The organism is Paenibacillus sp. J22P165 (assembly GCF_059692015.1).
In genome coordinates this window covers 309,835-331,560 of sequence record NZ_JCAUAP010000009.1, presented here as the reverse complement: position 1 = coordinate 331,560, position 21,726 = coordinate 309,835, and the positions used below count along the sequence as shown (strand labels likewise).

The following is a 21,726-nucleotide window of genomic DNA, read 5'->3' as shown; positions in this document are numbered from 1 at the left end:
AAGATTGGAAACTATAATCCTATTACAGAATGCGAGGAAAATCGACATGGTCATTACGCAACAATCCGTATGGGGGAAGCTGGGGTTAAGCTCCCGCCCATTTAAGCTTGCACTTCTACTTGGGTTCCTGGTAGTAGCGCTTGCTTGCACATTTGCCTTCTCGAGTAAGGCTTCTGCTCATGGCTACATCGAATCGCCATCTAGCCGTACGCTGCTATGCCAACAAGGGACTAATAAGTCTTGTGGTGCTATTCAGTACGAACCACAAAGTGCGGAAGGCAAAGGAGGATTCCCAGCATCAGGACCGGCAGACGGTCAGATTGCGGGAGCGGGCAAATATGTTGAGTTGGATGCCCAGACAGCTGATCGTTGGAAGAAAGTTGAGATGAAAGGTGGCGAAAATTCGTTTACCTGGAAATTCACAGCGAATCACCTGACGAAGGAATGGAAGTATTACATAACGAAAATTGGCTGGGACCCGAATAAGCCGCTTACACGCGACCAATTGGAATCAAAGCCTTTCTGCACGGTGGATGGCCATAATATGAAGCCTGACATGACAGTAACGCATAAATGCAATGTGCCGACAGACCGAACTGGTTATTATATCATTCTAGGCGTGTGGGAGATTGGCGATACGGGCAATGCCTTCTATCAGGCAGTTGACGTGAATCTAACACAAGGCGGCAGCACGACGCCACCAGATCCTGAGCCGCCATTTGTGCTGCCGAACTTTCCAGCAAGTGCTTGGTGCTCTACGCATACAGAGAGCACCATAACGATGGCATGGACAGCTTCAACGGCTTCAGCAGGGATTAAACAATATGAAATTAGTCGGAATGGTAACGTAGTAGGTACAACGACGAAAACGGAATATACCGATACCGGACTGCCAGCAAACACTACATTTGCTTATACGTTGGTAGCGGTGGATAACGCGGGTAATCGTTCGCCATCTAGCCCAGCTGTATCGGCAAGTACGCTGCCTGCGGCGGTTATACCGACGCCAGATAAGGAGGCACCATCGCGGCCGACGGGATTAGCCGCCAGTAACGTGACAGAATCTGCTGCTACACTAAGCTGGTCAGCCGCTGTGGACAATATCGGCGTAACGAAGTACGAGGTGTATCGTGACGGCAAGTTAATCAGCACAACGGCTTCAAGGTCGTATGCAGACAGCGGTCTGAGCGCATCAACAGCATACGCGTACACGGTAATTGCTTTGGATGCGGCTAACAATCGCTCCACGGCAAGCGCTGCGCTGACCGTTACGACGAAGTCAGCAACAGTTACGCCACCAGCACAGGGAACGGCATGGGACAGCACCAAGATTTATTTGGCAGGGGACAAAGTCACTTTCAACGGCATTGAATATGCAGCCGGATGGTGGACCAAAGGCGAACAACCAGATACATCAGATGTTTGGAAGGCTGTTGCCAAAGACGCCGTTCTGACTTGGAACAATGTGAAAGCCTACAATGGCGGCGATAAAGTCGTGTATGCAGGCCATACGTATCAAGCGAAATGGTGGACCAAAGGTGAGATCCCAGGTAAAGCTGGGGTATGGACGCTGATCAACGAATAGAAGTCAAACCTCTATCCACATGTGGATAGAGGTTTTTTACTACTTATACACAGGTTGAGCATAAGTAACCCTTCGACTTTGCCATAACTCACAGAGATGACAGGCATCAGTAGGTTAAAAACGACAGATAGCAACTAGTAAAGCTAACGCGAAAAAGACTACATTCACGCCAATGTCTCGATACTCTTTACGAGCAACATGGAAGAGGGCGCCGAGCAGAACGACAGCGGCAAGAGCAGTTGCAGCAATCGGTGTCCAAATCGGTGCGATATTCGTCGCTTGAGGTAGAATGAGTCCAAGTGCCCCGATCAATTCAGCTAACCCGATAAAGACGACGAATGCTTTCGGAACGTCTTTTACCCATCCCCAAGATGCTCGGGCTTTGTCATACTGAAACGCCTTCAACCAGCCAGAATAAACAAAACCAAATGCTGCAAGACCTTGAATGATCCATATGATGATATTCATGCTACGATTCAACCTCCTGACTATGTATGGGCTATCTACTAATGGTATAGTAGACCCTAGGAATCCATTCAAGCAAGTAGGCACTTTATCTAGACTGAGTAACGAAAAAGTTACCTAACCATGCAACGGGAAGTGGGAGGAGTTCAATGAAAGAGTATTGTAAATTTGAATCAGCGCTAAGTATCCTGGTAGGAAAATGGAAGCCTGTCATCTTACTTCAGCTTATTTCAAACGGCACAATGAGATTCAGCGAGCTTCAAAAGTCGATACCAGACATCAACAAGAAGATGCTTACCCAACAGCTAAGAGAGCTAGAATATAATGATATCGTGCACCGTGAGGTTTACAACCAAGTTCCTCCCAAAGTAGAGTACTCAATTTCGGAATATGGCAAAGGTTTAAGCGCGGTGTTACAGCCATTGAACGATTGGGGCGCTACCCATATTGCGCATATGAATGCGTTATATGGAGAAGATCGTGCAGGGAATGAATCGAAGTAAATGAAGCGCTAAGGACGGATAATCATGACATTGCAGCAGTTAAAATATATACTAACCATTGTGAATTGTGGTTCCATAAGTGAGGCTGCCAAACAGCTTTTCATCTCGCAGCCAAGTCTGTCTAGTGCGGTAAAAGAAATCGAGCAGGAAATCGGCGTTGATATTTTTCTGCGTTCATCGAAGGGTATTGCCCTATCGAATGAAGGGGCAGAATTTCTATCCTATGCTCGGCAAGTCGTAGAGCAAGCAGAGCTCCTTGAGCAGAGGTATATGAATAAGAAACCTTCCAAAAAACTGTGCTCAATCTCCACACAGCATTATGCTTTCTCGGTTCAAGCGTTCGTCAGTCTACTGAAAGACTTGAACACAAATGAATATGAATGTACGTTGCGCGAAACAAGAACGCATGAAATTATTGAAGATGTGCGCAATATGCGCAGCGAGCTTGGCATTCTCTATCTCAATGATTTTAACCAGAAGGTTATTCAGAAGATGTTGAAAGAAAATGGCTTGCAATTCCACCCGCTTTTCGTGGCGGAGCCTCATGTGTTCATTAGCTCGGAGCATCCGCTTGCGGCGAAGTCTATACTGGAAATCGAAGATTTAGATGAGTTTCCGTGTTTAGCGTTTGAACAAGGGGAATTCAATTCCTTTTACTTTTCAGAGGAAATCCTAAGCACCAGGACGCATAGGAAGAAAATATTAGTTAGTGATCGGGCGACGTTATTCAATCTCCTCATTGGGTTAAATGGCTATACAATCAGCTCTGGCGTCCTGAATTCAGACTTGAATGGCGAGCAGATTAAATCGGTGCGCCTGCGTACGGATGAGCATATGCAGATTGGATACATCACGAATAAAAAGGTCACGCTGAGCCTGCTAGCCGATGATTATGTTCGGAAGCTGAAAAGTGTAATTTCAGATTTCGGCTATACGATTATAAGCCAAGAGGATGAACTCGGCTGAGTTCATCCTCTTAGGTGATGCTGTTATAGCGTAGCTCTTACTTCCTTCGCTGCCTGAACCAATTGTTTCAAGCTAGCCCACGTTTCTTTGTCGCCGCGTGTTTTAAGTCCGCAATCGGGATTGACCCACAACTTCGCAATATCAATTTTCTCCAACATGCGATTCAGTCCAAGCTTGATCTCTTCTACACTTGGAATACGCGGAGAATGAATATCGTACACCCCTGGACCGACTTCTGTTTGGAACCCGCATTCATTGATTACGTCGATAATCGCAAGGTCTGATCTAGAAGCTTCGAAGGTAATGACGTCCGCATCCATGGCATCAATATCGCGAATAATATCGCTAAATTGGCTATAGCACATGTGGGTATGAATTTGCGTTTCGGCTTGAACACCGCTGTGCACCAATCGGAATGCAGGGATTGCCCAGCTTAGATACTCACTTTGCCAATCAGACTTTCTTAATGGCAGTTTTTCTCGTAAAGCAGCCTCATCAATTTGGATAATTTCAATATGGTTTGCCTCTAGGTCTAGTACCTCATCACGAATCGCCAGCGCGATCTGGAAAGCACTATCCTTAAGGCTGATATCCTCGCGAGGGAAGGACCAGTTTAGAATCGTTACAGGGCCTGTTAACATCCCTTTAAGCGGTTTGTTGGTCAAGCTTTTGGCGTAAGCCGAATATTCAACGGTCATCGGTTTGGAACGGGAAATATCTCCCCATACAATCGGCGGCTTCACACATCTTGTTCCATAAGATTGCACCCAAGCCTTCTCAGTGAACATGAATCCATCCAAGCACTCGCCAAAGTATTCAACCATATCATTGCGTTCAAATTCACCATGAACGAGAACATCAAGCCCAATTTCCTCTTGGCGTGCAATACACGCTGCAATTTTCTCGAAATTAAACTGCTTATACTGCTCCTCGCTAATTTCGCCTTTCTTAAAAGCAAAGCGATTCGCTCGAACTTCGGCTGTCTGAGGGAAGGAACCGATCGTTGTAGTCGGCAGCTGCGGCAAATTGAATTTCACCTTCTGAATCGCTTCTCGCTCACTGAAGGCCGGCAGTCTAGTAAAGTCAGCTTCCGCTAAAGCCGCTGCTTTCGCCTGTACAGCTTCATTATTCGTAAACCGAGCGCTGCTGAATAGTTCCTCATTTTGCAAATAGCGTACAGCGGCATAGGGATCTGCTTGAGCTCCAATCACTTTAAGATGTGCGAATTCTTGCAGTTTTTCCTCTGCGAATGCCAGGTAACGTTTGGACGCATCCGACAATTTGGTTTCATGCTGCAAAGTGTAAGGTACATGCAGAAGCGAGCAGGAGGAGCTAAGCACGATGTGCTTTACATGTGCGCTTAATTCATGAAGAACCCCAAGCGTTCGTTTGTATTGATTTTTCCAAATGTTTTTACCGTTCACGAGGCCAGCAAACAGCACCTTATCGTCTGAAAACCCATATTGCTTCACAAGTTCTAGCGATTGTTTACCTTCAATAAAATCGATGCCGATCCCGTCGAACGGAAGTGCTTGAAGCGTTGGATAGCAGTCGCGAATATCGCCAAAGTAGGTTTGAACGAGAACCTTAACGTTCCCTTTGGCAGCTAGAATACGATCATATAGCTGCGTGAACAGCGCGACATCCTCTTGGGATAAGTCTGTTACTAATCCTGGCTCGTCAAGTTGAACCCACGCTGCGCCAAGCTCATTTAACTGCTCCAATATAGCGGCATACGCTTCTGCGGCGTCATGGACAAAGTCATTGGCTTGTTTGACACCTGTGTATTTGGCTAGCTTAAGCAGAGTGAAGGGACCAATCACAACAGGTTTCGTTACAACATCTTGCTGTTTTGCTTCTAAGAACTCATCGAACAGCTTCGTTCCCGCTAAGCGAATGCTAGTAGCATCTGTTATTTCAGGAACCATATAGTGATAGTTGGTATTAAACCATTTTTTCATCGCTAATGCTTTCACATCGCCTTGCGCACCTTGATAACCTCTAGCCATGGCAAAATACGTTTCTAACGAGCTGAGACCAAGCGCTTGATAGCGCTCTGGAATGATATTTAGTAAGCAAGCGGTATCGAGTAAACCGTCATAGAAAGAGAAATCATTGGATGGAATGTAATCAATGCCGTTCTCTTGTTGGATTTTCCAATGTGCTGCTCGCAGGTTGGCGCCTGTCTGGTGGAGTTCATCAATCGAAATCTCCCCTTTAAAGTAGTTCTCGGATGCGAATTTAAGCTCTCGCAATGCCCCGACTCTCGGATAGCCTATAATGGATGTTTTCAATGGTAACAGCTCCCTACGCTTCATTTTGATCTAAGTATAGGGTGAAAAGTTAGCTATAGAGAAATACATAAATACTATGCTAAGGTATAGTTTTTTTATATGGGAAGCAACGATCCTATCGATTATAGTAGATTCGAAAAAAAATGAATTTAATATTTTAACTCTATGCTAACATGGAAATAATAGGTTTATAAGAATAGAGAGGACGTACATATGCAAATTAAACAATTAATTTCTAATAATATTCATCTACTAGATGCGGCCCTACCGGTTGATAAATCTTTAGGGATCGCGGGATTATCCGGATCTGGTAAAACCACTTTTTGTCAAACGATAGGCGAAGAATCCAAGAAACGTCTCGTTTCTTTATTGCCTAAGGCGGAGTATCAGTATTTATTTCCCGATATTATGGAGACTAATTTCAGTGCCATCAAGATGGAAGACATGCCTTTAGTCCTTTTTCTCGGAAAATCATCCATTTCATCCAACCCGCGTTCAACCATTGGTACGCATACCGGCGTGTTTAAAGAGATTCGTGAGCGTATCGCTGAAAAGTTTGATCTTTCTCCAGAAGTGTTTTCCTTCAATAATCCCCTAGGCTGGTGTCCAGATTGTAAAGGGCGCAGCACGACTCAGAATGTCGAATGTCCCAAGTGTCAAGGGAATCGCTACAATCCAGAAGTTGAACAATATAAGCTGGAATTACTGAATAAACCGCATAGCATTTCTGATATCAACCGTCTAAGCATTGAAACCATTCTTTCCCTAGCCGAGGAATTACGCATCAGTGAAGGCAAGCAGCATATTCTCCAAAATATCATCAATATGAATATTGGTTATTTATCTTTAAATCGTATCATGGGGACATTGTCAGGTGGGGAGATCACACGGCTTTACTTGGCAGAATTCATGGCAACAAGTGAGAATACGGTTATTATCATTGATGAAATCTCTGTAGGTCTCGATCACGAAACGCTATTGAAAATTTTAGAACAGATTAAACAGCTAGGGGAGAAGAATCAGATTTGGCTGATCGACCATTCGGATACGGTGCTAGACACGACAGATGATCAATTGTTCTTCGGTCCTGGCAGTGGCAAATATGGTGGGAAAATCGTGGAGGAATCACCTCGTCCAGCACCTATCATTTCAGAGCGAAATGATGCCGTGCCAACAGAATACTACCAATTCCAAGATCTGTACTGTCGTAATATTCAAATGGCGAGCATTGAGATTCCCAAGAATAGACTTGTAACTTTTACAGGTGAGTCGGGATGTGGGAAATCTACGCTTGTTAATGAGTGTATCGTGAAAGATTTTCAGAAACGTTATCCCAAAGATAAGCTGGTCGTGGTAGGGCAGGATCGCAACCAATCGATTTCAAGTCGGTCAACCGTTGCAACCTTTCTGGATATTAAAAAGAAGCTGACCAAATATAGCGAGGATATTGATGATATTTTCCAACGCTCCATCGAAGATATTATTGAAGAATTGCCGAACGAAGACATCGCACATAAACGGTTGAGCCTATTGATCAAGCTTGGACTTGGTTATTTGACATTAGAAAGAAAAACACAGTCCCTATCGACGGGTGAATTTCAATGTGTCCATTTAGTTTCGGAGCTGTTTGCCAACACAAGAAACCCGCATATGCTGTTTATTTTCGACGAACCATCCAAAGGGTTATCCCAAAATATTCTCAACCAGTTTATCGATAGTGTGAGGGACATTCTGGAGGATGAATCGGTCTCGATCCTGATGATTGAACATAATGCTTATATGCTTGAAAGCTCAGATTTTATTGTTGATTTTGGAAAAAGGCAGCTTGAGCCCGTACAACATCTGGATGTTGCCTCTCATGATGACTATTATCGTCGTAAAAGCACGGAAGAGCATACGACCCCAGCGCCTATTTCTTCCACACTTAAGCCACAAGCAGGTATTCAATATGTGCAAGAAAATCAGATCGCCTATTTCAAAAAGTCGGAAAATATCTATAAAGGTGGTATTTTAAAAAGCTTATCGCCAATTGCTCGTGTGATTTATGGGGAATATGAATCCGAAAAAATTGCACCTGTTATCGCGATTGATCTTGAACGACATCTCTATAGTCAGTACAGTTTTCTCTATGAAATCGGTGGACTGATCAACCATATTGTGGCTGCTCATCCGACGAATAAAGATACAAGCAGCTTTGATTTCTATTATCAAGATAATCATTGTCCGAGCTGCTCGGGGCGTCGTGTGATTGACCGATTTGATATGGGTGTTCTCATTCAAGACAAAACAGTCCCATTCTGGGATGGTATGCTGCTTCCGGAAGTGATGGATGTCTTGAAATATTACCAGCATGCTAAATTACATTTCCTTTTTGAAGAAATTAAGAATGAGCTTGGCCATGATATGAGTAAAAGCTATAACGAGATGTCAGAAGCCGAAAAGCATACGTTCCTATATGGGTATTGGGAAAAGTCATTCTACGATAAAGCCGGGAAAGCTTCGAGATCATGGGAAGGGTTTAATCTTGTCCTTGGACGGTACATGGTTATTTCGAAAAACCTGCCGCTGAAAGAGGCTATGAAAGCTTCCAAAGAAATGATTAGCTGCCCCGTTTGCCATGGAACCGTGTTAAAGCATCATAAGAAGCTTAAGTTTGGTGGTACGGATATTCGTGAGATTATTCAGATGCCGATTGATCAGGCCATACAAACCGTAGGGAAGCTGCCAGTGTTAGAAAAGTTAAAGTCCATTGTTGGCGGCGATGTCGCACTTACGGAAGATGTGTCCTTACTCCCGAGGGAAACACAGGTTGCCTTGAAAATGCTCGAGTTAGAGCTGGCAAGCTTCGTGGGCTATGAAGTTGTATTGCAAAATGCTGTACCTTTTTGGGAGAAAATTAAAAGTAATCTTGAGGCGATCAGCAGGAAAAATGTGATCAGCATCTGTGATTTTGCCAATATCGATGAAACAAGAGAGACCATTATTGAAAAGTATTTCACTAATGGGAAATATAAAAAGCTAACTTATGTCTATGAAGCGTTTGGTTACAATAAAATTGTTACCCAAATTAATAAGATTAAGGCAAGTCATCCATGCCCATTCTGTGGTGGTAAGAGGGTCATTTCGGAAGATGGACTCCATGATGGCGTTCAGAAATTGTCGGTGCCTTGTGTGAGTTGTTATGTAAGTGGCATCAATGATGAGGGTCGTAAGGAAATTGTCGAGGGTATCGATGTACAGACTTGGCTAACGGGCAAAGTAAGAGATGTTGTCGCGGAGAGCGCACGAACGGAAGAAGTGGCGGATATTCCGATTTTCAACCGGATTCGTGAGCTGAATAAACAAGATATGATGGCTGTTTATCATAGTTTGAAGTGAGATAAGCTAGCTTAGTGAAATAGCACTGACCTTGGGGTCGGTGCTATTTGCGTAGCTTCAGTGTATTTTTATACCAATTTAAAGTTTAAATTTTAACTGTTAACCAACTAAACTTTAACGTTTAAACTCTAAACTTTAAACGTTAAACTTCACTTCCTCCTCCAAATCAGAAATGTTAAAAATTCCTAATAACCCTCTTAAAACCCTTGCGCAGTGCGAATCTATTATACTATCTCAATAAGGTTGGGAGAGGAAATAGACATGGCTAAACACGATATTCTTACTACAACCATTCACTTATCCATCGATAATGGCAGCAGTCATATCAAAGGCATATTTGACGATTTGAGCAACAGCTTTATTTTCCCTAATGTGGTCGCACAACCGTTTGGGGAGCGATTTTTATTGATGGAGCAAGGAGATCCTTTGGATTTCTTAGATGTGCAGATTACATCGCCGGCGATCGATACCGAGCAATACCGTCATGTCTATGTTGGGAATTTGGCCATTGGCGACGAAGGGATTGTTCATGAGATTGTAGGTGATAAAGCCGTACAGAAGAAGGCGCAGCGACCAGAAACAATGGTTACGCTCCTAACGGCTGCGGCCTATGCCATCGCTACGAAACATGAGGATGCTATTAAACGCGGTAAGAATCGCATTAAGGCAGCGGTACGACTAGGAACGGGGTTACCCATCCGAGAGATCACGAAATTCAGTGAGGAGTTCGCACATAAAATAACAGGAGGCATCCATTCCATTACGTTTGTTACGACCCCTGTTTTTAAAGGAGTAACGGTGGAAATGGAATTCACACTACCCTCGGATATTAGTATTGATGATGTGTCAGGTGTCTATGACATGGAGGCGACCTCCAAATCGCAGTTGTCACACAAAGGTTTTGGCATAGCGGATGTTGGTGGTGTTGATATGGACATCGCGTTTTTCAGACCGGGGTTAGATCTGGATCAACGGCATTCCACGGGAGCCAAAATCTACTTAAACGATGCTTTGGAAAGCATACGTAATGAAATCAATTCCGAAGGTGAAGAGTTAATCTCCAGCACAGCGGAACTGACAATCATGCTCATTAACAAGGAATACGAAATTTATGCTGAGGGTAAAGTTGCTTTTGACATGACCAACCTCGTAAATCGCCATATGCGTATTCTAGCTGAAAAGGTGTTAAAATACGCCCGTAACGCATGGAAACATGCTCGGTATGCTAATGAGTTCTGGTTTATCGGTGGCGGAGCGATTGTGCTTCAACCATGGATCGAGAGATTAAATGCCGAGTTAGGCTTGCCGCTCCGTTTCGACCCTTCCGAGTTTAGTCAATTCCGCAATGCTCGCGGGACCTTCTTCCTGCTAGAACATGCCTTGAAGCACAGCGCTGACGCTGAAGCAGCGGCAAGCCTGGAAGCTAAGGAAGGATCTGATGGTGGGAGCGGGAGCGGATCGGCTTGAAGAAACGGAGATCGACTGTGCTGGTCTGCCCTGGTAAGGATGTGACCCTCTATATCCCATCGGATACACCGCCAGAGGTTATTACTTATATGAACCAGTTAAAAGCGGAAGGTATGTTTAGTCATGGCATCATGGAAATTCTGACCAAGCATATCCTGCAAGAGCGATCGACGACGATGTGGGATAGTGAGGACGCTCCCAATCATCTCAGAGCCACTTTGGAAGATAAGGAGTATGAATCCGTGCTGGAAGACCAGGAACCAAGTGAGCTCCCCGCTTTTAACAGCAAGAACAATTTGAGTTTGGAAGATATATTTCGGCAAGCTAGCCGCAATGCGGGTAAGCTAATGTAAGTTTATAACTGGGTGGGGTGAACTCCGATCATAATGAAAAGGAGGACATCGAAATGTCTAACGGAGAAACAAACGAAGGTACACGGAGTTTTGCGCTGTCGGATGATATTTTTCGTCAACCAGGGTTAGATCTGTACTCTCAAATGGTCTATATTATTTTGAAAAGTTGTGGCTCAGAGTCCAATTTTCCTGAGTTGCCAGTCATTTCGAAGCTTGCCCGAATGACGGACAAGCAGACGATGAAGGCGTTGCAAGATCTTGTTGAACTGAAGATTCTTCCGCACAAATTATATCGCCGAATGGTTGGTGATTTCCAAGATGACCGCCTCTCCTGGGCGGCGAAGGGCTTGCTCATATTCTGCAAAGATAACCCGCATATTCATTTGCAAGACTTGATGGAGTTAACGAGTCAATCTGGTGAGGACGAACATAGCATACGAAATTCGCTGAAAGAGTTGAGCCTGTACGGGTATCTGGATGATTATCCGGAATGGAGACAGATCGCGAACTGAGCTGAGCCAGAATGGTTTGGCAGCGACAGAATGAGGAATAATGGATCAGGTGACAGATTCATAGAAAGCGCAACCTTTCGGGTTGCGCTTTATTCTTGTAACAGGTGCTTAGCTTAAATAAGAGTCTAAATGTGAATCCCCTACTTAGGGGATTTTTTTCATAGTGTGTTGTTAGTCTTCTTTCCTGAAAGGTGCACCTTCAAAAGCTTGTTGGACACTATCGATTGTGAGCTCTGAAAATATATCATTTTTTAAAGACTGGTCATATAGCTCCATCGGAGGTTTTAAGGTTGCATACAATCCGAATCCAGAAAAAATAAGTAGACAAACGACAAACATCAGGATACCTCCTGTTCGGTAGAGTGTAACTACGTACAGTCCACGTTTATTACCTGACAAATGACTTGAATCGTTATTTATACTGCATGTATATGTCACGTGTACAAGAAAGCTCTAGGGGATAGCCCTATTTCTTCTACTTGGCAGTTATAATTCTCAAAATGTGCTCTTTCACTAGAACAGGCTATTTTTTAGGTTCATACACTGATACTGCAACTACCCAACTAGATAAATGTTCCCTAGTAACAAATGTCTAGATTTTTGAAAGGAGGGTAACGTTATCATGAATCGAGCAAAAGTATTTTTTAATCCTAGTGCTATTGGTATGAAAACTTTTCGGGTAGAAAAAGTTATTCCTAAGCTAACGCACAAAGTTAAGGAGAAAACAAACATCCCATCGTTACAGGTAAATGGATTAGAGGATATTTGTCTAGTATGTAAAAGAAAAGAGCCATGTAAATGTCCGAAGCATAAGAAAAAGAAGAGAAAATTGGTCTGTAAAAAAATCAAAAAAAGAAATAGGTGTAAAAAACATCATTGTAGATTATGCGAAAGGGGTCCAGCAGGACCAGCAGGGCCACCGGGACCAGCAGGACCAGCAGGACCAGCAGGACCGGCAGGACCGGCAGGACCGGCAGGACCAGCAGGACCAGCAGGACCAAAAGGGCCAGAAGGACCAAAAGGACCAGAAGGACCAAAAGGGCCAGAAGGACCAAGAGGACCAGAGGGACCGAAAGGATCAAAAGGTCCAGAAGGACCAAGAGGACCAAAAGGACACGAAGGACCAGAAGGACCAGCAGGACCGGAAGGACCAGCAGGGCCAGCAGGGACATCTGGACCACCCAAACCGCCAGGACCACCGAAGCCACCTGGTCCGCCAAAACCGCCGGGGCCTCCAAAACAGGAGGATAGGTCCAGTAAAGAGGATTGTAAATGCTGTCACAAGGGGAATGACAGCATGCAAAATCTAATAAGTCAGCTCAAGAATATTAAGCTGAAAGAGCTGCACACATTAGACTATTCCACTAGTAAATATTCAAATGTAAAAATAATTTCTGCCGAAAACGGTTTATTAAATTTTGCAAGCAATGGCGTTGAGCACTTCGTACCTATGGATCTTATTGCAGGTGTAGAGGTCTGGTCAGGAGATTATGATAGCAAGATGCTAACTGAAACAGAAAATTCCGATAGCAGTGAGAGCTCGGGTATGGTGAGCTTGTTCAATTCATTAGTCGGCAAAGCCAAGGTTGACTTTAGTACGTTGGCTGAACAGTTAAACGATATATCCAATGCGGCAGTTATCGGACTAAACGAAGAGATTGTTGTATTATCCACGCGAGATACCGTGTACGCTGTTGCATTGAGATGTATTTCCGAAGTATCGAATGTGAAGACAACGTAACGTCTGAAATTTGTGCAGATCCCTTCCAGCCTATTAAGTGGAGAGGATCTGTGTTTATATCCACGTACAAATACCCTCTAGTGATATTCGTGGAGTTTTTAAGAGACGGGTCATTCGTTGAGTACAAACCTTTGCCATGTGAGTATATATACATCATGCAACAACAATTAACTACCACCTGAAGGGGGAAATGATTATTATGGCATTCGATTATTCTTTGCTAATGGGTAAACAAGTAAGATTGGATCGCGGGGGTCCTGAGTCTCGACAAGGCGAGATCGTTGCGGTGGGATTCGATTATGTGGGTATTTACAATGAGAAGGATGGACTTATTTACTACAATACAAGTCATTTGAAAAGTCTCACACTGAATACGAAAGACTCTGCAGAGTATTTGCTAACACAAGCGAATGTAGCTCCATTAAAAATTATGGAAGCTGACAATTTTGTTGGTCTATTGAAAGGTATGAAAAACCTTTGGTGCCAAGTTAACCGTGGGGGCCATGAAAGTGTTCAAGGCGTTTTAGCCGATGCTAATGATGATTATATTACGATGGTTGTTAACCATGAACTAGTCACTATTTTCAACTTTCATGTTAAAAGCATGTCTTACGGCGTTAAAAAGGAAAATCAAGAGGAAAAGAAAGAACAAAATCAGGAACAAAAGAAAGATAGTAGTAACGAGAAAAAATAATGCATCTCTGAATCTTAATTGTAGGTGGGAGGAGGGGGAAATATGCTGATCATATTATTCTTTGCTGGATCAACATTATTTAAAATTCTCACCCTCCCTAACACTGTACTGAAACTTGGATCATCATCTGCCAACCCTTGTGAGGTGCAAGATCATGTTTGATATAACAACTGCGGTAATCTCAATCGTTTTTGTTACCGTTACGTTGTTGATAATTTGGAGGCCATTCGGTATTAACGAATCTATTCCAACAACCCTAGGTGCTCTAATTTTCTTGGCTTTAGGCATTGTGCCCCTTACAGGTGTATACCATATAGCCTCCATTGTTAGTGGGGCAAGCATAACCATTATATCAACAATTGTAATGTCTATTGTATTAGAGAGTATTGGGGTGTTTAAGTGGGCAGCTATTAATTTGGCTGTTCGGGCAAAGGGATCCGGTCGAGCACTCTTCTGGCACATTAATATTTTATGCTTTTTAATGACGATGTTTTTTAATAATGACGGAAGCATCCTAATTACAACCCCCATCATTATCCAAACCCTATCTATTCTGAACTTAAAAACGAGGCAAAAAATCCCCTATCTTATCTCTGGTGCTCTAGTTGCAACTGGAGCAAGCGCACCTATCGGTGTCAGTAACTTAGCCAATCTGATCGCGTTAAAAACAGTCGGTTTAGATCTTAACACATATACATCTATGATGTTTGTACCTGCCATGATGGGAATTATTGCGATTACGTATTTGCTTTTTGTTTATTTTAAGCGAGAGATTCCAGAGAAAATTATGTCCTTGCGGCCCTCTTCAATAAACGCTATTGTACACGATAATTCCTCAACTTATCATCCTCTTAAGGCAGATCCTAAGGACGAGGGATATATAGACTGGGGACTGTTTCGAATTTGTATCTTGGTCGTCATTTTGATACGATGCAGCTTCTTCTTGCTGACACCTTTGGGTGTAGCTACAGAATGGCCTGCAATCATTGGTGCTATCCTATTAATTGTAGTTAGGTGGATGCGTAAAGGCATTGGGCCAAAGGATATTCTAGTAAAAACACCTTGGCATATTCTAATATTCGCTTTTAGTATCTATGTCATTATTTACGGGCTTCATAACTCAGGACTGACTGACTTTCTCGTACAATGGCTTGGTGGAGCGGTTGCCGAAAATCACTTTAATGCCATCTTTCTAATGGGGATATTACTTACTGCAATGTCCAATTTGTTTAATAACTTACCGTCAATAATGATTGGTACCTTATCTTTGCAAAATATGGGTTTAGATTCTTTTACTATGCATACAGCATATTTGGCAACTGTACTTGGTGCAGATATCGGCTCATTATTGTTACCAATGGGGACACTTGCCTCATTGATCTGGATGCATATTCTAAGAAGACATCATATCAGACTTACCTGGAGCCAATATATTAAAGTGACGATTATGATCGTTCCTATCGGTCTTTTTATAAGTCTCCTTTGTTTATACGTGTGGACGGGCTGGTTATTTAAGTGAAAGGAGGTGACATTGATGGACCTTTTTCAGAAGAAGCTAGGAGCGGTTATTGATGTTGAATTGCTCGGTGATAAATGGCACACGGGCGTTTTGGTAGATGTGGGGCAAGATATCCTAGTTATATATAACGGCGAGAGATATATCTATATTCCTTCTTTCCATATTCTGACCATCAATATGAATACCAAAAAAAGTTCAACGGACTTCTCTGCTCTTACTGAAAAGCCGATCAATGGTGATAAAATTTCATATAGAAAAATATTAATGAATTCCAAAGGGGTCTTTTCAGAAATTTTTGTTTCAGGCTTTCAGCCTGTACATGGCTATATCACCCACATCATGACAAATTACTTCGAATTTTATTCCCCTGTTTATAAAACGATGTTTATACCGTTAAACCATTTGAAGTGGTTAATTCCATATACGGATTACAATACACCTTACCTTCTGGATAAAAAATTTTTCCCTGTAAATCCTTCCGATTTGCCCTTATCTCGCTCTTTTGAGGAGCAACTGAAAAAGCTGGAGGGTAAAATAGTTGTTTTTGACTTGGGGAGAAGCCCTAGTAAGATAGGATTACTCAAAGAAATTGAAAATAATATTGTCCACATGATTACAGCGGAAGGCAGGACCTTTTATACGAATATTCAGCATATAAAAAGCGTCCATTCGCCAACGATGTAACTATATAATTAGGAGGTAATGCGCATGCCTGGAGGTAAAGTTCCTGGTAAACACGGCCATGAACATGGTGAACACAAGAATGAGAACGGCAGTAAAGAACAAGAAGTGAAAGAAACAAAAGGAACAGAACAGAAAGAAGAAAAAGGTAAGGACGCAGCAAAAGGACAAGAGCATAAAGAGGAAAAGGGTAAAGGTAAAGAAGGCAAGGGTAAAGAGGAAAAAGGTAAGGAAGATAAAGAAGGCAAGGGTAAAGAGGAAAAAGGTAAGGAAGATAAAGAAGGCAAGGGTAAAGAGGAAAAAGGTAAGGAAGATAAAGAAGGCAAGGGTAAAGGGGAAAAAGGCAAGGAAGATAAAGAAGGTAAGGGTAAAGGGGAAAAAGGCAAGGAAGGTAAAGAAGGTAAAGAAGGTAAAGAAGAAAAAGAAGAAAAAGGCAAAGGCAAAGAAGGCAAAGGTAAAAAGTAAGATGGCTGAGATTATTTGAAGAAAACCACTCTCAATTAGAGGTGGTTTTTTACTCATTTTCTCATATGTGAAATGCATCGTATTAAATTCAGCCAAATGCTCATAATAAACACGCTCTATCTAACCTAGATTTCAAGGAGTGTGACAACATGTCAGGCCACAAACAGCAAGGACAATCTAGAAAAAATACAACCACGCGGACACAGGACCAGAGCAGCAATAAGGGTGGCAAATAGCGCGTGTAGATTTGAAAAAGCGGTAGCTCTCAGGCAGCGTAACTAAACATGCACAAAGTAAAGAGCGCTCACCTCTGCGGGGAGCGCTCTTTACTTTGTAATCAGCCCTTCGTCATGCGACTAAGATCGGATGTGAGCTTATCGAGTTGAAGGAAGCTCTCTTGGATGTCGCTGATTCGGCTGTCCTGTGTCGTCATGCTTGCAGACATTTCTTGGATGGACGCCATGTTTTCCTCGGTAATACCAGCAATTGTAACGATTTGATCCGTAATGCGAGTGTACTGTTGGTGAAGACTCTCTGCGGACTGTTCCACTTGAGCGGACTGGCTCTCCAAGTGGCCTGCGTCGGTCGCCAGCGCATGCATGACTTGTACGACTTTCTGCGCCGCATCACTGCCATTCGCTACAGATTGCTGCCCCTGCAACACTTGCGCCGCGGCTAGGGTTGTTTTGGAGCGAATATCCTCGAGAATACGCTCGATCTGCTCCGTAGATTGTTGCGAGGTTTCGGCTAATTTGCGAATCTCGTGCGAAACCACGCCAAATCCTCTACCGTGCTCACCGGCACGTGCGGCTTCAATGGCGGCATTCAACGCGAGTAAATTCGTTTGCGTCGAAATATGCTTAATCGTTGCGACGATATCGCTAATATGCGAGTTCTGGCTGTCGAGCTCGTTCATTAACTGAACCGATGAATCCATCGTTACGTGGGCACTCTTCATTTGAACCTCGAGGGACACGGCTTCTTCACTACCCACTTGGGTTAGTTGTGCAGAGCGGACAGAAAGATCTCTCATTTCCGTTGAGCGGTCCGCCAGCGAAGTGACCGATTGCTCGATATGGCGAATAGATTCGCTGATATCACTAATACTGGATGTCTGCGTTTCGGTGCTTGCCGTAATTTCCCCGAAGGCTAAGGTAACTTCTCTAGAAATAGAGCCCGTAGCTGTCGCATTTTGCTTCAGATTTGAGCTGAATTGTGTAAGTGAAACAAGAGATGCAGAGACGAGATTAACTAAATCGACGGATTTGTTCTTCTCTAGAACAGCTTGTTCCTGCTCGGAAAAAATAGCCTTTTGCAATTTCTCACTGAATTTCGTCGATACGAATAAAGGCACAGCGATTAAAGCAAGGTACATGAACATATTAACGATATCGTTGTCGCCGAAAATTTCTGTTTTATAAGGGCTAATGAAAAAGTAGGCGGTTAATACAACACCCAAGAAGCTGGAGAAACCAATCGCACGCGAGCTGCCATACAACGTCATAATGGCTATATTCACGTAGACAAGAAGATAGGTTGTGAAGATGGGACCCGTCAGTATCAACAACCAAGTCAGTAGTGTGATGATGGCGGATATGATATACATGATGTAGGTGGTTAGCCAACGTTTGTAGGTAAGAATAGTTGCCAATCCGCTAGTCAATGTGCCTACGACGAGAAGGACGATGATCGAATCCATGCCTGCAGCAGTCAGGAAATCGACAGCTATGCCTAGGACGAGCATTCCCCAAATAATATTGACAAGCAATTTGTTGCGGCGGTGCAATGTTTCCATATAATTCATCATCCGTCCACCTTTTCCATATATTGTTACGTTAAGATGATAACATAAAACGACAAATTTTTACATGGAAACCGTATCGTAGGTCTCAACCAATAAGGAGAATTCAACCCATCATGTCTAGCAGGAAACCTTTTGAGTACTTGAAACAAATTGAACAGATCGAAACGGAGCTCACTCAACTTAATGCAAGCAGATCACTGACCGCGGTGCCAAGAAATCTCGAAGTTACACAACGAGGTAATTGTACGCTGCTAAAGGATATATCAGGCCAATCATCCGCTTACTATAACCGGATCAAAGGTTTCGGTCCCGAGGATATGCAGCATTTGCCTACCCTTATCAGCCAATATAAGCCTGCTGTTCCCTCATTTGATATGACACCGAATCATATGACCGAAGAGGTGACAAGTGCGTTAATCGCCCAAGGAATGTTCCCCGTGGAACAACTGGTCTTTATGGTGATTCATCCTGGTAACGCCAATTTAGCAGAAAATAGGACTTCTCACCTCATTGAGCGGGTTACGGAGGCGAATGCTGAGCAGCTGATCCAGTGGATTCAGTTATCACACGAGAATATGATCGTGACGGAAGAGATGATTGCACGCGCGAAGCCGTATTTCTACAGCCCTAATTTCATCAATTACCTGATGACCATGGAAGGGGAGCCTGCGGCAATGGGATCTCTCTTTCGGAGTGGGGAAGCGGGATACATCGCGAACGATTTCACGTTCCCCGCTTTCCGAGGCAGAGGCTGCCAATCAGCGCTGCTAAAGCAAAGGCTAGCATATGCTGAGCAATTAGGCTTGAAAACGGTGTTCACAGACGTTGAATTTGGCTCCATAAGCCACGCGAACATGGAAAAGGTAGGCTTCAAGACGGTATACATGAATACATTGTGGATTAAGAAATAAGAGGTGGAACGCTTCTCTGTAAAGCCCGGCGGGGTAGAGGCACAGATAGCGCCCCAAAAGGGCGCTATTGTAGTGGTCGGGGCTAAATAGCCGCGGGATAAGGCCCTTTTTGGGTCTTAAAGCCCTGCGTGCCAGAGCTGCGGCGCGGTAGAGGCAGGAATAGCGCCCCAAAAGGGCGCTATTGCAGTGGTCGGGGCCAAATAGCCGAAGGATAAGGCACTTGTTGGGTCTTAAAGCCCCGCTTGCCGCGGAATTATCACGCGGCTCCCGGTAAACGAAAAAGAGCTAAACGCTTAATAAGCCGCTTAGCTCTCAAATAATCTATCAAGGGAGCTGCACATAAAACGACGTCAGCTCATGCTGCACACTTTTGGCATAAATTTTCCCCTTATGCTGCTCTACAATGGACTTCGCGATAGCTAAGCCCAGCCCGTAGCCGCCATGCTTGCGTGAACGCGAGGGATCGGCACGGTAGAAGCGATCGAAGATCCGTTCCACATGCTCCGGCGGGATCCCTTCCCCTGTATTCGTTACGGTGAGAAGCGTATCGTTATGATGCTTCTTGAAGGTGAGCGTGATAGCGCCTTTCGGTGGCGTGTACTTGATCGCATTATCCAGCAGAATCATGATAACCTGTTTGATTTGCTCGCTATTGCCGTGCAAAATCAAGTCAGGTTCGATTTCATAGTCTAACGAGAGATCCTTCTCGAACACGACAGCTTCCATGGTCAGAAGGACACTTTCAACCGATTCACTCACATTGAAATCACTGTACAGCATACTTGCCCTGGAATCATCCATTTCAGTGAGGTAGAGGAGATCATTCGTGAGCGTCTTCATCCGTTCCGTCTCCGATTTGATGCGATGCAGCCATTTTGACTGGCTTTCGATGGTATCCTCACTATTCGCTAAGAGAACATCTGCATTGGTATTGATGACCGCTAATGGTGTTTTCAACTCGTGGGAAGCATCCGCGATGAATTGTTTCTGCTTCTGGAAGGCTTCGCGGACTGGCGCGATGGAACGATTCGCGAAATATCGGCTCGTAAAGAAGATAACAATCAACATCACCAAGCCGACGATCGTGAATGTATAGACGAGATTCGTAAGAATGTTTTGCTGAGCCGTAACGTCGAGATAGACGATGCCATAACCTGCGTTATTTTTCTGCACCATATAGGCCCAGCGGTTGCCATCGAGTGTGAACTGGCCGATATCCGATTTGCTGGTGGCAACTTTGTCCTTTGCAAGCTCATAGAATTCCGTGTCCATGTCAAAACGGGAGTTGGTTCCCATGAGTTCCCACTGCGCATTCGTCTGCAGTTGGAAAGAAACAGACCGCTCTGGCGGTGGGTTCGTAAACCCCTGATATTCCTGCGGAGGATGGCCTCCTCCAGGTCCATTCTGTGGATTCCCCTTTTTCCCATCAGGCTTCAAAAAGAATTCAGAAACGCGGTGCAGCTCCATATCGATGTCGGTTCGCACGTTCTGATAAGTAATGAAATAAATCGTAGCGAAAGATAAGAGCATGATACAGGAGATTATAACGAGATTCACAATCAGGAATCGGTTGCGAAGCTTACTGAACATTAGGATGTCACCTCCTCCAGCACATATCCGACGCCTCTTAGTGTGGTGATGCGAACAGCCGCGTGTAAGAAGGTTAGTTTTTTGCGTAAAAAAGAAATATAAACCTCCACGTTGTTATGCTCCACCTCAGAATCGAAGCCCCATAACTTCTCAATGATCTGTTCCTTAGAAGTTACGGCCTGCTTTCTCGTCATGAGGAGCTCCAGAAGCTCGCTTTCCTTCAAAATCAGCTTTAATTCTTTCCCTTTGCAGGTCAACTTGAGATTTCCCGTATGCAATTCGATATCCCCGAATTTCAAGGCATCCTCTGGTACTACTTCGCCCTTGCGTCTTAACGCCGCGCGTATCCGAGCTAAGAGCTCTTCCGTTGAGAACGGTTTGGCGACATAATCGTCGGCACCGTAATCCAACCCCGCGATTTTATCCGAAATTTCTCCTTTAGCCGTAAGCAAAATGACAGGTGTTGAAATCCCTTTGGCACGCAGTGTCTTGAGAATCGTGATCCCGTCCATCTCAGGCAACATGATATCGAGCAAAAGTAGATCATATATACCGCTTAACGCGTTATCCAGCCCGGATTGGCCGTCATGAACGGCGTCAACGGAATAATGGTGTTTTTTTAAAATTTGAGTTAAAGCTTCTGCTAAATGTACTTCATCTTCCACGATTAGAATTCTCATGGTCGTTTCCCCCTCAGTGCCTCAAGGTGCTTGCAAATGGCATGGCTTCATTATAGGCGTGTGAACCTTTAATCAACCTTAATAGTAGCACTACCCATGTGGATTTACGAAAAAAACA

The 21,726-nt window shown here is 43.9% G+C and carries 19 protein-coding genes; 13 read left to right on the top strand and 6 right to left on the bottom strand.

Annotated elements, in window-relative coordinates; genetic code table 11:
* Positions 1-46: 46 nt before the first annotated feature.
* A complete protein-coding gene (locus AC58QM_RS24005; protein ID WP_497287374.1) occupies positions 47-1,585 on the top strand; it encodes a lytic polysaccharide monooxygenase in 1,539 nt (512 codons plus the stop codon).
* 114 nt (positions 1,586-1,699) lie between these two features.
* Here the strand turns inward: AC58QM_RS24005 and AC58QM_RS24000 are convergent, their stop codons facing one another.
* Positions 1,700-2,053 (bottom strand): DoxX family protein, encoded by a 354-nt coding sequence (locus AC58QM_RS24000; protein WP_497287373.1) that lies wholly within the window; start codon positions 2,051-2,053, stop codon positions 1,700-1,702.
* A 146-nt stretch (positions 2,054-2,199) separates the two neighbouring features.
* On the opposite strand from AC58QM_RS24000, the gene AC58QM_RS23995 reads away from it, so the two are divergent.
* Both AC58QM_RS23995 and AC58QM_RS23990 read left to right on the top strand, forming a co-directional pair.
* Complete coding sequence (locus AC58QM_RS23995) at positions 2,200-2,553, top strand: winged helix-turn-helix transcriptional regulator (RefSeq protein WP_310499933.1); 354 nt, start codon at positions 2,200-2,202, stop codon at positions 2,551-2,553.
* 24 nt (positions 2,554-2,577) lie between these two features.
* A complete protein-coding gene (locus AC58QM_RS23990) occupies positions 2,578-3,519 on the top strand; it encodes a LysR family transcriptional regulator (protein WP_497287372.1) in 942 nt (313 codons plus the stop codon).
* 23 nt (positions 3,520-3,542) lie between these two features.
* Here AC58QM_RS23990 and metE read toward each other — a convergent pair whose 3' ends face one another.
* A complete protein-coding gene (gene metE / locus AC58QM_RS23985; protein ID WP_497287371.1) occupies positions 3,543-5,813 on the bottom strand; it encodes a 5-methyltetrahydropteroyltriglutamate--homocysteine S-methyltransferase in 2,271 nt (756 codons plus the stop codon).
* A 213-nt stretch (positions 5,814-6,026) separates the two neighbouring features.
* Between metE and AC58QM_RS23980 the strand changes: the two genes are divergently transcribed.
* The 4 genes from AC58QM_RS23980 (at position 6,027) to AC58QM_RS23965 (ending at position 11,523) form a co-directional block, all read left to right on the top strand.
* Positions 6,027-9,191 (top strand): ATP-binding cassette domain-containing protein, encoded by a 3,165-nt coding sequence (locus tag AC58QM_RS23980; protein ID WP_497287370.1) that lies wholly within the window; start codon positions 6,027-6,029, stop codon positions 9,189-9,191.
* 261 nt (positions 9,192-9,452) lie between these two features.
* Positions 9,453-10,658 (top strand): Alp7A family actin-like protein, encoded by a 1,206-nt coding sequence (locus AC58QM_RS23975; RefSeq protein ID WP_497287369.1) that lies wholly within the window; start codon positions 9,453-9,455, stop codon positions 10,656-10,658.
* The gene (locus AC58QM_RS23970; protein WP_497287368.1) at positions 10,655-11,011 is read left to right on the top strand and encodes a hypothetical protein; all 357 of its coding nucleotides are present in this window, start codon (positions 10,655-10,657) and stop codon (positions 11,009-11,011) included. Before AC58QM_RS23975 ends, AC58QM_RS23970 begins: the two co-directional genes overlap by 4 nt.
* A gap of 53 nt (positions 11,012-11,064) precedes the next feature.
* Positions 11,065-11,523, top strand: coding sequence for a hypothetical protein (locus AC58QM_RS23965; protein ID WP_497287367.1), 459 nt, complete (start codon positions 11,065-11,067; stop codon positions 11,521-11,523).
* 845 nt (positions 11,524-12,368) lie between these two features.
* Here AC58QM_RS23965 and AC58QM_RS23960 read toward each other — a convergent pair.
* Positions 12,369-12,743, bottom strand: coding sequence for a hypothetical protein (locus AC58QM_RS23960; protein ID WP_497287366.1), 375 nt, complete (start codon positions 12,741-12,743; stop codon positions 12,369-12,371).
* A gap of 77 nt (positions 12,744-12,820) precedes the next feature.
* Here AC58QM_RS23960 and AC58QM_RS23955 point away from each other — a divergent pair, with 77 nt between their 5' ends.
* The 5 genes from AC58QM_RS23955 to AC58QM_RS23935 all read left to right on the top strand — a co-directional run bounded on the left by AC58QM_RS23955 (position 12,821) and on the right by AC58QM_RS23935 (position 16,623).
* The gene (locus tag AC58QM_RS23955) at positions 12,821-13,264 is read left to right on the top strand and encodes a hypothetical protein (protein ID WP_497287365.1); all 444 of its coding nucleotides are present in this window, start codon (positions 12,821-12,823) and stop codon (positions 13,262-13,264) included.
* 199 nt (positions 13,265-13,463) lie between these two features.
* Positions 13,464-13,958 (top strand): spore coat protein, encoded by a 495-nt coding sequence (locus AC58QM_RS23950; protein ID WP_497287364.1) that lies wholly within the window; start codon positions 13,464-13,466, stop codon positions 13,956-13,958.
* Positions 13,959-14,112: 154 nt separating this feature from the next.
* Positions 14,113-15,477 (top strand): arsenic transporter, encoded by a 1,365-nt coding sequence (locus AC58QM_RS23945; RefSeq protein ID WP_497287363.1) that lies wholly within the window; start codon positions 14,113-14,115, stop codon positions 15,475-15,477.
* A 15-nt stretch (positions 15,478-15,492) separates the two neighbouring features.
* Positions 15,493-16,161, top strand: coding sequence for a YwrJ family protein (locus AC58QM_RS23940; protein WP_497287362.1), 669 nt, complete (start codon positions 15,493-15,495; stop codon positions 16,159-16,161).
* A 24-nt stretch (positions 16,162-16,185) separates the two neighbouring features.
* Positions 16,186-16,623, top strand: a complete 438-nt coding sequence (locus AC58QM_RS23935; RefSeq protein WP_497287361.1) for a hypothetical protein — start codon at positions 16,186-16,188, stop codon at positions 16,621-16,623.
* Between the two features lie 337 nt (positions 16,624-16,960).
* On the opposite strand, the gene AC58QM_RS23930 is transcribed toward AC58QM_RS23935, so the two are convergent.
* Positions 16,961-18,430, bottom strand: coding sequence for a methyl-accepting chemotaxis protein (locus AC58QM_RS23930; RefSeq protein ID WP_497287360.1), 1,470 nt, complete (start codon positions 18,428-18,430; stop codon positions 16,961-16,963).
* Positions 18,431-18,540: 110 nt separating this feature from the next.
* On the opposite strand from AC58QM_RS23930, the gene AC58QM_RS23925 reads away from it, so the two are divergent.
* Entirely contained in the window at positions 18,541-19,338 is a 798-nt protein-coding gene (locus tag AC58QM_RS23925) for a GNAT family N-acetyltransferase (RefSeq protein ID WP_497287359.1), read from the top strand.
* Positions 19,339-19,662: 324 nt separating this feature from the next.
* Here the strand turns inward: AC58QM_RS23925 and AC58QM_RS23920 are convergent, their stop codons facing one another.
* Both AC58QM_RS23920 and AC58QM_RS23915 read right to left on the bottom strand, forming a co-directional pair.
* Positions 19,663-20,928 carry a sensor histidine kinase gene (locus AC58QM_RS23920; RefSeq protein ID WP_497287358.1) on the bottom strand — a complete coding sequence of 422 codons (1,266 nt, stop codon included), beginning with the start codon at positions 20,926-20,928 and terminating at the stop codon, positions 19,663-19,665.
* A complete protein-coding gene (locus tag AC58QM_RS23915) occupies positions 20,928-21,608 on the bottom strand; it encodes a response regulator transcription factor (protein WP_497287357.1) in 681 nt (226 codons plus the stop codon). The genes AC58QM_RS23920 and AC58QM_RS23915 overlap by 1 nt, the downstream gene beginning before the upstream one ends.
* Positions 21,609-21,726 lie beyond the last annotated feature (118 nt).

What these genes read in the sequence shown, in the direction of transcription:
- AC58QM_RS23990 (WP_497287372.1), top strand. Translation starts at nt 2,578, where the DNA reads ATGACATTGCAGCAGTTAAAATATATACTAACCATTGTGAATTGTGGT.
- AC58QM_RS23965 (WP_497287367.1), top strand. Translation starts at nt 11,065, where the DNA reads ATGTCTAACGGAGAAACAAACGAAGGTACACGGAGTTTTGCGCTGTCG.
- AC58QM_RS23950 (WP_497287364.1), top strand. Translation starts at nt 13,464, where the DNA reads ATGGCATTCGATTATTCTTTGCTAATGGGTAAACAAGTAAGATTGGAT.
- AC58QM_RS24005 (WP_497287374.1), top strand. Translation starts at nt 47, where the DNA reads ATGGTCATTACGCAACAATCCGTATGGGGGAAGCTGGGGTTAAGCTCC.
- AC58QM_RS23935 (WP_497287361.1), top strand. Translation starts at nt 16,186, where the DNA reads ATGCCTGGAGGTAAAGTTCCTGGTAAACACGGCCATGAACATGGTGAA.
- AC58QM_RS23925 (WP_497287359.1), top strand. Translation starts at nt 18,541, where the DNA reads ATGTCTAGCAGGAAACCTTTTGAGTACTTGAAACAAATTGAACAGATC.
- AC58QM_RS23940 (WP_497287362.1), top strand. Translation starts at nt 15,493, where the DNA reads ATGGACCTTTTTCAGAAGAAGCTAGGAGCGGTTATTGATGTTGAATTG.
- AC58QM_RS24000 (WP_497287373.1), bottom strand. Translation starts at nt 2,053, where the DNA reads ATGAATATCATCATATGGATCATTCAAGGTCTTGCAGCATTTGGTTTT.
- AC58QM_RS23920 (WP_497287358.1), bottom strand. Translation starts at nt 20,928, where the DNA reads ATGTTCAGTAAGCTTCGCAACCGATTCCTGATTGTGAATCTCGTTATA.
- AC58QM_RS23955 (WP_497287365.1), top strand. Translation starts at nt 12,821, where the DNA reads ATGCAAAATCTAATAAGTCAGCTCAAGAATATTAAGCTGAAAGAGCTG.
- AC58QM_RS23980 (WP_497287370.1), top strand. Translation starts at nt 6,027, where the DNA reads ATGCAAATTAAACAATTAATTTCTAATAATATTCATCTACTAGATGCG.
- AC58QM_RS23995 (WP_310499933.1), top strand. Translation starts at nt 2,200, where the DNA reads ATGAAAGAGTATTGTAAATTTGAATCAGCGCTAAGTATCCTGGTAGGA.
- AC58QM_RS23945 (WP_497287363.1), top strand. Translation starts at nt 14,113, where the DNA reads ATGTTTGATATAACAACTGCGGTAATCTCAATCGTTTTTGTTACCGTT.
- AC58QM_RS23930 (WP_497287360.1), bottom strand. Translation starts at nt 18,430, where the DNA reads ATGATGAATTATATGGAAACATTGCACCGCCGCAACAAATTGCTTGTC.
- AC58QM_RS23975 (WP_497287369.1), top strand. Translation starts at nt 9,453, where the DNA reads ATGGCTAAACACGATATTCTTACTACAACCATTCACTTATCCATCGAT.
- AC58QM_RS23915 (WP_497287357.1), bottom strand. Translation starts at nt 21,608, where the DNA reads ATGAGAATTCTAATCGTGGAAGATGAAGTACATTTAGCAGAAGCTTTA.